Origin of the sequence: Bacillus sp. EKM208B (genome assembly GCF_011800725.1) — a bacterium.
GTDB classification, from domain to species: Bacteria; Bacillota; Bacilli; order Bacillales; family Bacillaceae; genus Bacillus; species Bacillus velezensis.
Map to the genome: position 1 here is coordinate 24,399 of NZ_JAANHO010000015.1, position 13,303 is coordinate 37,701.

General features: G+C 44.7%; 14 protein-coding genes. All 14 read left to right on the top strand.

The window, feature by feature from the left end; translation table 11 throughout:
• Nucleotides 1-9: 9 nt before the first annotated feature.
• The 14 genes from rpoC (at nt 10) to rplV (ending at nt 13,301) form a co-directional block, all read left to right on the top strand.
• Nucleotides 10-3,609 carry a DNA-directed RNA polymerase subunit beta' gene (gene rpoC, locus G9F75_RS18670; RefSeq protein ID WP_022552485.1) on the top strand — a complete coding sequence of 1,200 codons (3,600 nt, stop codon included), beginning with the start codon at nt 10-12 and terminating at the stop codon, nt 3,607-3,609.
• A gap of 168 nt (nt 3,610-3,777) precedes the next feature.
• Nucleotides 3,778-4,026 (top strand): 50S ribosomal protein L7ae-like protein, encoded by a 249-nt coding sequence (locus G9F75_RS18675; protein WP_003156443.1) that lies wholly within the window; start codon nt 3,778-3,780, stop codon nt 4,024-4,026.
• Between the two features lie 115 nt (nt 4,027-4,141).
• Nucleotides 4,142-4,558, top strand: coding sequence for a 30S ribosomal protein S12 (gene rpsL, locus G9F75_RS18680; RefSeq protein ID WP_003156445.1), 417 nt, complete (start codon nt 4,142-4,144; stop codon nt 4,556-4,558).
• Between the two features lie 39 nt (nt 4,559-4,597).
• Entirely contained in the window at nt 4,598-5,068 is a 471-nt protein-coding gene (rpsG, locus tag G9F75_RS18685; protein WP_003156447.1) for a 30S ribosomal protein S7, read from the top strand.
• A 52-nt stretch (nt 5,069-5,120) separates the two neighbouring features.
• Nucleotides 5,121-7,199 carry an elongation factor G gene (gene fusA / locus G9F75_RS18690; RefSeq protein ID WP_007410399.1) on the top strand — a complete coding sequence of 693 codons (2,079 nt, stop codon included), beginning with the start codon at nt 5,121-5,123 and terminating at the stop codon, nt 7,197-7,199.
• Between the two features lie 119 nt (nt 7,200-7,318).
• Nucleotides 7,319-8,509 (top strand): elongation factor Tu, encoded by a 1,191-nt coding sequence (gene tuf / locus G9F75_RS18695; RefSeq protein WP_007410400.1) that lies wholly within the window; start codon nt 7,319-7,321, stop codon nt 8,507-8,509.
• 103 nt (nt 8,510-8,612) lie between these two features.
• Entirely contained in the window at nt 8,613-9,578 is a 966-nt protein-coding gene (locus G9F75_RS18700) for an alpha/beta fold hydrolase (RefSeq protein ID WP_094296501.1), read from the top strand.
• A 248-nt stretch (nt 9,579-9,826) separates the two neighbouring features.
• The gene (gene rpsJ, locus G9F75_RS18705; protein ID WP_003156464.1) at nt 9,827-10,135 is read left to right on the top strand and encodes a 30S ribosomal protein S10; all 309 of its coding nucleotides are present in this window, start codon (nt 9,827-9,829) and stop codon (nt 10,133-10,135) included.
• 39 nt (nt 10,136-10,174) lie between these two features.
• On the top strand, nt 10,175-10,804 hold the full coding sequence (gene rplC / locus G9F75_RS18710; protein WP_007410402.1) for a 50S ribosomal protein L3: 630 nt from the start codon (nt 10,175-10,177) through the stop codon (nt 10,802-10,804).
• 27 nt (nt 10,805-10,831) lie between these two features.
• On the top strand, nt 10,832-11,455 hold the full coding sequence (gene rplD, locus G9F75_RS18715) for a 50S ribosomal protein L4 (protein WP_167409306.1): 624 nt from the start codon (nt 10,832-10,834) through the stop codon (nt 11,453-11,455).
• Nucleotides 11,455-11,742, top strand: a complete 288-nt coding sequence (gene rplW / locus G9F75_RS18720; protein WP_003156467.1) for a 50S ribosomal protein L23 — start codon at nt 11,455-11,457, stop codon at nt 11,740-11,742. Before rplD ends, rplW begins: the two co-directional genes overlap by 1 nt.
• 31 nt (nt 11,743-11,773) lie before the next feature.
• The gene (gene rplB / locus G9F75_RS18725; RefSeq protein ID WP_003156470.1) at nt 11,774-12,607 is read left to right on the top strand and encodes a 50S ribosomal protein L2; all 834 of its coding nucleotides are present in this window, start codon (nt 11,774-11,776) and stop codon (nt 12,605-12,607) included.
• Between the two features lie 57 nt (nt 12,608-12,664).
• The gene (gene rpsS, locus G9F75_RS18730) at nt 12,665-12,943 is read left to right on the top strand and encodes a 30S ribosomal protein S19 (protein ID WP_003156472.1); all 279 of its coding nucleotides are present in this window, start codon (nt 12,665-12,667) and stop codon (nt 12,941-12,943) included.
• 16 nt (nt 12,944-12,959) lie between these two features.
• Nucleotides 12,960-13,301, top strand: a complete 342-nt coding sequence (gene rplV / locus G9F75_RS18735; RefSeq protein ID WP_003156475.1) for a 50S ribosomal protein L22 — start codon at nt 12,960-12,962, stop codon at nt 13,299-13,301.
• Nucleotides 13,302-13,303 lie beyond the last annotated feature (2 nt).

Genomic DNA, 13,303 nt, shown 5'->3' on the forward strand with positions numbered 1-13,303 from the left:
GTAGGCCCCTTGCTAGATGTGAACAATTTTGAGTATATGAACATCGGTCTTGCTTCACCGGATAAAATCCGTTCATGGTCTTTTGGTGAAGTGAAAAAGCCTGAAACGATAAACTATCGTACATTGAAACCTGAAAAGGACGGCCTGTTCTGCGAACGCATTTTCGGACCGACTAAGGACTGGGAATGTCATTGCGGCAAGTACAAGCGGGTTCGTTATAAAGGCGTAGTTTGTGACCGTTGCGGAGTTGAAGTAACGCGGGCTAAAGTCCGTCGTGAGAGAATGGGGCATATTGAACTGGCTGCCCCGGTTTCTCACATTTGGTATTTCAAAGGTATTCCGAGCCGTATGGGTCTTGTATTGGATATGTCACCGCGTGCGCTGGAAGAAGTTATTTACTTTGCTTCTTACGTCGTAACTGACCCGGCCAATACACCGCTCGAAAAGAAACAGCTTTTATCTGAAAAGGAATACCGTGCGTATCTGGATAAGTACGGAAACAAATTCCAAGCCTCTATGGGTGCGGAAGCCATTAATAAACTTCTGCAGGACATCGACCTTGTCAAAGAAGTTGATATGTTAAAAGAAGAGCTGAAGACTTCTCAAGGACAGCGCCGTACACGTGCGATCAAACGCCTTGAAGTGCTTGAAGCCTTCCGTAATTCAGGAAACAAGCCGTCTTGGATGATCCTCGACGTGCTTCCGGTTATTCCGCCTGAATTAAGACCGATGGTTCAGCTTGACGGCGGACGTTTCGCAACGTCTGACCTGAACGACCTTTACCGTCGTGTCATCAACCGTAATAACCGTTTAAAACGTCTGTTAGACCTCGGCGCGCCAAGCATCATCGTTCAGAACGAAAAACGTATGCTTCAGGAAGCAGTCGATGCTCTGATTGACAACGGACGCCGCGGCCGTCCGGTTACCGGACCGGGTAACCGTCCGCTTAAATCTCTTTCTCACATGCTGAAAGGGAAACAAGGGCGTTTCCGTCAGAACCTTCTCGGTAAACGTGTAGACTACTCAGGACGTTCCGTTATCGTCGTAGGTCCGCATCTGAAAATGTATCAGTGCGGTTTGCCGAAGGAAATGGCGCTTGAGCTCTTCAAGCCTTTCGTCATGAAAGAGCTTGTTGAAAAAGGCCTTGCTCACAATATCAAGAGCGCAAAACGCAAAATCGAACGCGTGCAGCCTGAAGTATGGGATGTGCTTGAATCTGTCATTAAGGAGCATCCGGTCTTACTGAACCGTGCCCCTACTCTTCACAGATTAGGTATCCAGGCTTTCGAACCGACGCTTGTTGAAGGACGCGCCATCCGTCTTCACCCGTTAGTATGTACAGCTTATAACGCTGACTTTGACGGTGACCAAATGGCGGTTCACGTACCTTTATCAGCTGAGGCTCAAGCTGAAGCACGTATTCTGATGCTTGCAGCCCAAAACATCTTGAACCCTAAAGATGGTAAACCGGTTGTTACGCCGTCTCAGGATATGGTATTAGGAAACTACTACCTGACGCTTGAGCGCGCCGGAGCAGTCGGCGAGGGTATGGTCTTCAAGAATACGGACGAAGCGCTTCTTGCTTATCAAAACGGTTATGTTCACCTTCATACGAGAGTAGCTGTTGCAGCGAACTCCCTTAAGAATGTGACATTTACTGAAGAACAGCGTTCAAAATTGTTAATTACAACTGTCGGTAAGCTCGTCTTCAATGAAATTCTTCCGGAATCATTCCCTTACATGAATGAACCAACGAAGAGCAACATTGAAGAGAAGACACCTGACCGTTTCTTCTTAGATAAAGGTGCTGACGTAAAAGCTGTGATTGCTGAGCAGCCGATCAACGCACCGTTTAAAAAAGGTATTCTCGGTAAAATCATCGCGGAAATCTTTAAACGATTCCATATCACGGAAACGTCTAAAATGCTTGACCGCATGAAAAACCTCGGTTTCAGATATTCAACGAAAGCCGGCATCACAGTAGGGGTTTCTGATATCGTCGTTCTCGATGACAAACAGGAAATCCTTGAAGAAGCACAAAGCAAAGTTGATAATGTCCTGAAACAGTTCAGACGCGGTTTAATCACCGAAGAAGAACGTTATGAAAGAGTCATTTCAATTTGGAGTTCAGCGAAAGATGTTATCCAAGGCAAACTGATGAAATCATTAGACGAAGTCAACCCGATCTACATGATGAGTGACTCAGGAGCCCGTGGTAACGCATCTAACTTTACACAGCTTGCGGGTATGCGCGGTCTGATGGCCAACCCGGCTGGACGAATCATTGAATTGCCGATTAAATCAAGTTTCCGTGAAGGTCTGACAGTATTGGAGTACTTTATCTCCACTCACGGTGCGCGTAAAGGTCTTGCCGATACCGCCCTGAAAACAGCTGACTCAGGTTACCTTACACGCCGTCTTGTTGATGTTGCGCAGGATGTTATCATTCGTGAAACAGATTGCGGAACAGACCGCGGTATTCTTGCAAAACCGCTCAAAGAAGGCACGGAAATCATCGAGCGTCTGGAAGAGCGTCTGATCGGACGTTTCGCCAGAAAACAGATCAAACATCCTGAAACGGGTGCTGTGCTCATTAACGAAAATGAATTGATCGATGAAGATAAAGCGCTGGAAATCGTTGAATCCGGAATCGAAGAAGTGTGGATCCGTTCCGCGTTCACATGTAACACTCCTCATGGTGTATGTAAACGATGCTACGGACGTAACCTTGCAACCGGAACTGATGTTGAAGTCGGCGAAGCAGTAGGTATTATCGCCGCTCAATCTATCGGTGAGCCTGGAACACAGTTAACGATGCGTACGTTCCACACAGGCGGGGTTGCCGGAGACGATATCACACAAGGTCTTCCGCGTATCCAGGAGCTTTTCGAAGCGCGTAATCCGAAAGGTCAAGCGACGATTTCTGAAATTGACGGTACAATTGCCGAAATCAATGAAGTACGCGACAAACAGCAGGAGATTGTTGTTCAGGGCGCTGTTGAGACTCGTTCATACACGGCACCTTACAACTCACGCCTGAAAGTGGCTGAGGGTGATCAGATTACCCGCGGTCAAGTGCTGACAGAAGGTTCAATCGATCCGAAAGAACTTCTTAAAGTCACTGACCTGACAACGGTTCAGGAATATCTTCTGCATGAGGTTCAGAAGGTTTACCGTATGCAGGGCGTTGAAATCGGCGATAAACACGTAGAAGTAATGGTTCGCCAGATGCTTCGCAAAGTCCGTGTGATCGATGCCGGAGATACTGATGTTCTCCCTGGCACATTGCTTGATATTCACCAATTCACAGAAGCGAACAAAAAAGTGCTGCTTGAAGGCAATCGACCTGCTACAGGCCGTCCTGTCCTTCTCGGTATCACGAAAGCTTCACTCGAGACGGATTCATTCTTGTCTGCCGCATCATTCCAAGAAACAACACGTGTTCTTACTGATGCTGCGATTAAAGGCAAGCGCGATGAACTTCTCGGCCTGAAAGAGAATGTTATCATCGGTAAACTGGTTCCGGCCGGTACCGGTATGATGAATTACAGAAAAGTAAAACCTGTTTCAAACGTTCAGCCTTCGGAAGATATGGTTCCGGCTGAATAACAGAAACTGCTGCAGGAAAGGCTGTTTCGACAGCTTTTCCTCAGTATTACAATTATTCTGGCGGGGGACTGCACTAAAAAATGTCATACGTTGTTGACATCCGTCCCGCAGAGTGATAATATAACCAAGGTGCTCGAAATAAAACCTGTTACTTTGGAGGATATGTTTATGTCTTATGATAAAGTATCACAGGCCAAATCAATTATTATTGGTACGAAGCAAACAGTGAAAGCTCTAAAACGAGGTTCAGTGAAGGAAGTCGTCGTGGCAAAAGACGCGGATTCAGTTCTTACGGCTGGCGTTATCCAGCTTGCAAAGAACCAAAATACCGCTGTCTGTATGGTGGATTCCATGAAAAAGCTCGGCAAAGCCTGCGGAATTGAAGTGGGAGCAGCAGCTGTTGCCATTATGTTATAGCGTACTTTTTGTTTTTATATAAGATATCAATCTTGTGTAAAGACATTGTTTTTTGCCTAATGATGAACCACCTGGGTATGTGGGTTATAAAACGTAATGAAGGGAGGAACACAACATGCCTACAATTAATCAGCTAATTCGCAAGGGACGCGTGAGCAAAGTTGAAAACTCTAAGTCACCTGCACTAAACAAAGGATACAACAGCTTTAAAAAAGAGCACACTAACGTATCTTCTCCACAAAAACGCGGGGTATGTACTCGTGTGGGTACAATGACACCGAAAAAACCGAACTCAGCACTTCGTAAATATGCTCGTGTTCGTTTGACTAACGGAATCGAGGTTACTGCCTACATTCCTGGTATCGGTCACAACCTGCAAGAGCACAGCGTTGTACTGATCCGCGGCGGACGTGTAAAAGACTTACCGGGGGTACGCTACCACATCGTTCGTGGCGCGCTTGATACTGCCGGAGTTGAAAACCGTGCGCAAGGCCGTTCTAAATACGGTACGAAACGTCCTAAAGCAAAGTAATCAAATAAATCATTAAAACTATGAAGGGAGGATATTCAGATGCCACGTAAAGGTCCTGTAGCAAAAAGAGATGTTTTACCTGATCCGCTTTACAACTCTAAGCTGGTATCCCGCCTGATCAACAAAATGATGATCGACGGTAAAAAAGGTAAATCTCAAACAATCCTATACAAGTCATTCGATATCATTAAAGAACGCACTGGCAATGATGCAATGGAGGTTTTCGAACAAGCATTGAAAAACATCATGCCTGTACTTGAAGTAAAAGCACGCCGTGTAGGTGGAGCTAACTACCAAGTGCCTGTAGAAGTTCGTCCTGAACGCCGTACAACTCTTGGTCTTCGCTGGTTGGTTAACTATGCGCGTCTTCGCGGAGAAAAAACAATGGAAGAGCGCCTGGCTAACGAAATTCTTGATGCAGCTAACAACACTGGTGCTGCCGTTAAGAAACGTGAAGACACTCACAAGATGGCAGAAGCGAACAAAGCATTTGCTCACTACCGCTGGTAGGATTCATATAATCAAAATAATAATTCCCTAATAAGGAAGGAGAAATTACCCAATGGCAAGAGAGTTCTCCTTAGAAAAAACTCGTAATATCGGGATCATGGCTCACATCGATGCCGGTAAAACGACTACTACAGAACGGATCTTGTTCTACACAGGCCGTATCCACAAAATTGGCGAAACTCACGAAGGTGCTTCGCAAATGGACTGGATGGAGCAGGAACAAGAACGCGGTATCACAATCACTTCTGCAGCAACGACTGCACAGTGGAAAGGTTACCGTGTAAACATCATCGATACACCGGGACACGTAGACTTCACAGTTGAAGTTGAACGTTCACTCCGTGTACTTGATGGTGCGGTTGCCGTACTTGATGCTCAATCAGGTGTTGAGCCTCAGACAGAAACAGTATGGCGCCAAGCAACAACTTACGGAGTACCGCGTGTTGTATTTGTCAACAAAATGGACAAAATCGGCGCAGACTTCCTTTACTCTGTAGGCACTTTAAGAGACCGTCTTCAAGCTAACGCTCACGCAATTCAATTGCCGATCGGTGCTGAAGACAACTTCGAAGGTATCATCGACTTAGTAGAAAACGTTGCGTATTTCTACGAAGATGACCTTGGAACTCGTTCAGATGCGAAAGAAATCCCTGAAGAGTACAAAGAGCAAGCTGAAGAGCTTCGCAGCAGCCTGATTGAAGCTGTAGCTGAGCTTGATGAAGAGCTTATGGAAAAGTACCTTGAAGGTGAAGAAATCACTATCCCTGAACTGAAAGCTGCTATCCGTAAAGGTACACTGAATGTTGAATTCTACCCTGTACTTGTTGGTTCTGCTTTCAAAAACAAAGGTGTTCAGCTTGTACTTGATGCTGTTCTTGACTACCTTCCTGCGCCAACTGATGTTGCTGCAATCAAAGGTGTACGTCCTGATACAGATGAAGAGATCGTTCGTCATTCTTCTGATGAAGAGCCGTTCTCTGCACTTGCATTTAAAGTTATGACTGACCCTTATGTCGGTAAGCTGACATTCTTCCGCGTATATTCCGGTACACTTGATTCCGGTTCATATGTAAAGAACTCTACAAAAGGCAAGCGTGAGCGCGTAGGACGTATCCTTCAAATGCACGCTAACAGCCGTGAAGAGATCTCTACTGTTTACGCTGGAGACATCGCAGCTGCTGTAGGTCTAAAAGATACTTCTACTGGAGATACTCTATGTGATGAGAAGGATCTTGTAATCCTTGAATCAATGGAATTCCCAGAGCCTGTTATCGACGTAGCGATTGAGCCTAAATCAAAAGCTGACCAAGATAAAATGGGTATCGCTTTAGCGAAACTTGCTGAAGAAGATCCTACATTCCGTACACAAACAAACCCTGAAACGGGTCAAACAATCATCTCTGGTATGGGTGAGCTTCACCTTGATATCATTGTTGATCGTATGAAGCGTGAGTTCAAAGTTGAAGCTAACGTTGGTGCTCCTCAAGTTGCGTACCGTGAGACATTCCGTACCGGTGCAAAAGTTGAAGGTAAATTCGTACGTCAATCAGGCGGACGCGGTCAGTTCGGTCACGTTTGGATCGAATTTGAACCGAACGAAGAAGGCGCTGGCTTTGAATTCGAAAACGCAATCGTCGGTGGTGTTGTTCCTCGTGAATACATCCCAGCCGTACAAGCAGGTCTTGAAGACTCTCTTGAAAATGGTGTCCTAGCCGGATTCCCGCTAATCGACATCAAGGCGAAACTTTTTGATGGATCTTACCATGATGTTGACTCAAATGAAATGGCGTTTAAAGTCGCTGCTTCTATGGCATTGAAAAATGCAGTCAGCAAATGTAACCCAGTTCTTCTTGAACCAATCATGAAAGTTGAAGTTGTTATTCCTGAAGAATACATGGGAGACATCATGGGTGATGTTACTTCTCGTCGCGGACGCGTAGAAGGTATGGAAGCTCGCGGTAACGCTCAAGTTGTGCGTGCGATGGTACCTCTTGCTGAAATGTTCGGTTACGCTACTGCCCTTCGTTCTAACACGCAAGGACGCGGTACGTTCACAATGTTCATGGATCACTACGAAGAAGTGCCGAAGAGCATCGCTGAAGAAATTATCAAAAAAAATAAAGGCGAATAATTGATTTTGCCACTTAACTCAAGTATAACTACTATTGTAAGATGAGGGAGTGAAAGCTTGCTTTCACTTTCTATCACTCTATACATTACTAATTAAAAGCTCTTAAGGAGGATTTTAGAATGGCTAAAGAAAAATTCGACCGTTCCAAATCACATGCCAATATCGGTACAATTGGACACGTTGACCATGGTAAAACAACATTAACTGCTGCTATCTCAACAGTACTTCATAAGAAATCTGGTAAAGGTACAGCTATGGCGTACGATCAAATTGATGGTGCTCCAGAAGAACGTGAGCGCGGTATCACAATCTCTACTGCACACGTTGAGTACGAAACTGACACTCGTCACTATGCACACGTTGACTGCCCAGGACACGCTGACTATGTTAAAAACATGATCACTGGTGCTGCGCAAATGGACGGAGCTATCCTTGTAGTATCTGCTGCTGATGGCCCAATGCCACAAACTCGTGAGCACATCCTTCTTTCTAAAAACGTTGGTGTACCATACATCGTAGTATTCCTTAACAAATGCGACATGGTAGACGACGAAGAGCTTCTTGAGCTTGTTGAAATGGAAGTTCGCGATCTTCTTAGCGAATACGACTTCCCTGGTGATGATGTACCAGTTGTTAAAGGTTCTGCTCTTAAAGCTCTTGAAGGCGATGCTGAGTACGAAGAAAAAATTCTTGAACTTATGGCTGCAGTTGATGAGTACATCCCAACTCCAGAACGTGACACTGACAAACCATTCATGATGCCAGTTGAGGACGTATTCTCAATCACTGGTCGTGGTACAGTTGCTACTGGCCGTGTAGAACGCGGACAAGTTAAAGTCGGTGACGAAGTTGAAATCATCGGTCTTCAAGAAGAAAACAGCAAAACAACTGTTACAGGTGTTGAAATGTTCCGTAAGCTTCTTGACTACGCTGAAGCTGGAGACAACATCGGTGCACTTCTTCGCGGTGTAGCTCGTGAAGACATCCAACGTGGACAAGTACTTGCTAAACCAGGTACAATCACTCCACACAGCAAATTCAAAGCTGAAGTTTACGTTCTTTCTAAAGAAGAGGGTGGACGTCATACTCCATTCTTCTCTAACTACCGTCCTCAGTTCTACTTCCGTACAACTGACGTAACTGGTATCATCAATCTTCCAGAAGGCGTAGAAATGGTTATGCCTGGAGATAACACTGAAATGATCGTTGAACTTATCTCTACAATCGCTATCGAAGAAGGAACTCGTTTCTCTATTCGTGAAGGCGGACGTACAGTTGGTTCAGGCGTTGTTTCTACAATCACTGAGTAATCGACTCGTTCATTAATGCGGGGTCCCTTATGGGGCCTCGTTTTTTTGTTTCCCCGCTGATTCCATGTATAATAGAACGTATACAAATTTTAGGAGCAGAGCGATGATCGATAACTTCAAGAAAACCAATCGTATTTCAATGCTTCAGCAATTGCTGATTAATGGCAGTGAACAAACCATTATGATTAATGGTGATGACAGGAGTAATCCGCTGCTTTTGTTTTTGCACGGCGGTCCCGGCACGCCTCAAATCGGCTATGCGAGAAAATACCAGAATAAGCTGGAAAAGCATTTCACCGTTGTGAACTGGGATCAGAGAGGGGCGGGTCTCTCTTATTCAAAGGAAATTCCGGGTTCATCTATGACTTTGGATCAGCTGACAGCCGATACCATTCATTTGACCGAACGCTTATGCAAGCAATTCAGCAGGCAAAAAATATATATCGCCGGCTATTCGTGGGGTTCAGTTCTGGCGCTTCATGTTCTTCAAGAAAGGCCTGATTTGTATTATGGGTATATCGGTATCAGTCAGGTGGTTAATATTCAAAAGGAAGAAACGGAAGCTTACCGGCTGATGATGGAATGGAGCAGGCAACGCAAACATTTCCTGCTGGAAAAGACGCTGAGTTTTATCGGAGCGCCTCCATGGGAGAAACAGCTGCAGCGATCGTTGTTTCTGCTTTGTATCGAGATGAGGGGAGGGGGCTTTACCCATCATCCGATCGGCGCTCTTAAAGCAGGGGGGCGAATGCTGTTTGGTGAACCGTACGGTGTGAGAGGGAGCTTCTTAGCCGCGCGGGGTCAAATGTTCAGCCTGAAACACCTGTGGGAGGATCTCATTTTCTTTGATGCCGGGGAATCAGTTTCTTCTATTATAATACCGTGCTGTTTTATGTCAGGGAGATACGATTTGACGGTCCCGGGGACGACGTCTTATGAATATTATCAGAAGGTTGATGCGCCGTATAAAGAATGGCATTGGTTTGAGAACTCAGCCCATTCGCCTCACTTGGAGGAACCGGATCGCTTTGCCGAAGTTGTCAGCCGGTTCGCATCGTTCCATCTCTGAAAGAAAACAGGCATATCCTTGATTAATCATGGTATCACCTGTATAATAATCAAAGTGTGAAAACCACAAGGTTCTTTAAATAAACCTTGCAACATACGTCTATTTTCTGTATAATAGTGTATGTTGGTCTTTGACTGCGATGAAGTGAGAGGTTGCTGACACACCCGGCCGCTTTGCCATGGCAAGGTGATCAGGTTTTTCTCACGGAGAACTGTCTAACGTGATGTAGGCGAAAAGGAGGGAAAATAATGGCAAAACAAAAAATTCGTATTCGTTTAAAAGCATATGATCATAGAATCCTTGATCAATCTGCAGAGAAGATTGTTGAAACGGCAAAACGTTCTGGTGCCAGCGTATCTGGTCCGATTCCGTTGCCAACTGAAAAATCAGTTTATACAATCCTTCGTGCGGTGCACAAATACAAAGATTCTCGTGAGCAATTTGAAATGCGTACACATAAACGTTTAATCGACATTGTGAACCCAACACCACAAACTGTTGATGCTCTCATGCGATTAGACTTACCATCTGGTGTCGATATCGAAATCAAACTTTAATTCTAAAATATAGAATGATCTTAATAGGAGGTGTGACGAATGACCAAAGGAATCTTAGGAAGAAAAATTGGTATGACGCAAGTATTCGCAGAGAACGGTGATCTTATTCCGGTAACTGTTATTGAAGCAGCTCCAAACGTTGTTCTTCAAAAGAAAACAGCTGAAAATGATGGCTATGAAGCGATCCAGCTTGGTTTTGACGATAAGCGTGAAAAGCTTTCAAACAAACCGGAAAAAGGACACGTTGCAAAAGCGGAAACTGCTCCTAAGCGCTTCGTTAAAGAATTACGCGGCGTGGATATGGATGCGTATGAAATTGGTCAGGAAGTCAAGGTTGAAATTTTCTCTGCAGGAGAAATCGTAGATGTAACAGGAGTATCTAAAGGTAAAGGTTTCCAAGGTGCAATCAAGCGCCACGGACAATCTCGCGGACCTATGTCTCACGGTTCACGCTACCACCGTCGTCCTGGTTCAATGGGACCTGTAGATCCTAACCGTGTATTCAAAGGTAAACTATTACCTGGACGCATGGGCGGAGATCAAATCACTGTCCAAAACCTTGAAATCGTAAAAGTAGATGCTGAGCGCAATCTTCTTTTGATTAAAGGTAACGTACCTGGTGCGAGAAAAACTTTAATCACTGTTAAAAGTGCTGTTAAATCTAAATAAGTCTCTTAGGAAAGGAGGAAATTGATCATGCCAAAAGTAGCATTATACAACCAAAACGGTTCTACTGCTGGTGATATCGAATTAAACGCGTCTGTATTTGGAATTGAGCCAAATGAGAGCGTAGTATTCGACGCTATTCTTATGCAAAGAGCTTCCTTACGTCAAGGATCTCACAAAGTAAAAAATCGTTCTGAAGTACGCGGCGGAGGTCGCAAACCATGGCGTCAAAAAGGTACAGGTCGTGCCCGTCAAGGTTCAATCCGTTCACCGCAATGGCGCGGAGGTGGTGTCGTATTCGGCCCAACACCACGCAGCTATTCTTACAAATTACCTAAAAAAGTTCGCCGCTTGGCAATCAAATCAGTATTGTCTTCTAAAGTGAACGACAACAACATTATTGTTCTTGAAGATCTTACTCTTGATACGGTTAAAACAAAAGAAATGGCAGCTATCCTTAAAGGATTAACTGTTGAGAAAAAAGCTTTAATCGTAACTGCGGATGCAAACGAAGCAGTATCTCTTTCTGCACGCAACATCCCTGGAGTTACAGTTGTTCAAGCTAACGGAATCAACGTGTTAGACGTTGTCAACCACGAGAAGCTTCTGATTACAAAAGCTGCGGTTGAAAAAGTAGAGGAGGTGCTTGCATAATGAAAGATCCTCGTGATGTTCTTAAGCGCCCCGTCATTACTGAACGTTCTGCTGATTTAATGACTGAAAAAAAATATACTTTTGAAGTTGATGTAAGAGCTAATAAAACAGAAGTGAAAGATGCAGTTGAAAGTATCTTTGGAGTGAAAGTTGACAAAGTCAACATCATGAACTACAAAGGGAAATCAAAACGTGTCGGCCGCTACACTGGTATGACTAGCCGTCGCAGAAAAGCGATCGTAAAACTTACTGCAGACAGCAAAGAAATCGAAATTTTTGAAGCTTAATTATCTGTAAAAAGAAGGAGGGAAATTCAAAATGGCGATTAAAAAGTATAAACCGACCTCTAACGGACGTCGTGGCATGACAACTTCAGATTTTGCTGAAATCACGACTGACCAGCCGGAAAAATCCTTGCTTGCGCCCCTTCACAAAAAAGGCGGACGTAACAACCAAGGTAAATTGACTGTACGTCACCAAGGTGGCGGACACAAACGCCAATACCGTGTTATCGACTTCAAACGCGATAAAGATGGTATACCTGGACGCGTTGCTACAGTTGAGTACGATCCAAACCGTTCAGCTAACATTGCACTAATCAACTATGTAGACGGAGAAAAACGTTACATTCTTGCACCAAAAGGAATTCAAGTAGGTACTGAAATCATGTCCGGCCCTGAAGCTGACATCAAAGTAGGTAACGCACTTCCGCTTATCAACATCCCAGTTGGTACAGTTGTGCATAACATTGAATTAAAACCTGGTAAAGGCGGACAGCTTGTACGTTCAGCTGGTACATCTGCTCAGGTTCTTGGTAAAGAAGGCAAATACGTTCTTGTACGTCTTAACTCTGGTGAAGTTCGCATGATCCTTTCTGCTTGCCGCGCTTCTATCGGTCAAGTAGGTAACGAGCAGCACGAACTGATCAACGTTGGTAAAGCAGGACGCTCTCGCTGGAAAGGCATCCGCCCTACAGTCCGCGGTTCTGTAATGAACCCTAACGATCACCCGCACGGTGGTGGTGAAGGTCGCGCGCCAATCGGACGTAAATCACCAATGTCTCCTTGGGGCAAACCGACTCTTGGATTCAAGACACGTAAGAAAAAGAACAAATCTGATAAATTTATCGTACGTCGTCGTAAAAATAAATAACGGGGTTGTCTACGGTTCATTTCGGACCGTAGTGCAATCACGAAGGGAGGTTCCAAAATGGCTCGCAGCTTGAAAAAAGGACCATTTGTCGATGGACACTTGATGACAAAAATCGAGAAATTAAATGAAACGGACAAGAAACAAGTTGTAAAAACTTGGTCTCGCCGTTCAACTATTTTCCCACAATTTATCGGTCACACTATCGCAGTATATGACGGACGTAAACACGTGCCTGTATTCATTTCTGAAGACATGGTAGGCCACAAGTTGGGCGAATTCGCACCGACTCGTACTTACAAAGGCCACGCCAGTGACGATAAAAAAACAAGACGCTAAGAGAGGAGGCTTTTAAATGCAAGCTAAAGCTGTTGCAAGAACAGTCCGTATTGCTCCTCGTAAAGCACGTCTAGTAATGGACCTGATTCGAGGTAAGCAAGTAGGCGAAGCAGTATCTATCCTGAACTTAACTCCGAGAGCTGCTTCTCCGATCATCGAAAAAGTTTTAAAATCTGCTATCGCAAATGCTGAGCACAACTACGAGATGGACGCTAACAATCTGGTTATTTCTCAGGCATTTGTTGACGAAGGCCCAACGTTAAAAAGATTCCGCCCGCGTGCTATGGGACGTGCGAGCCAAATCAACAAACGTACGAGCCACATTACAATCGTTGTATCAGAAAAGAAGGAGGGATAAGT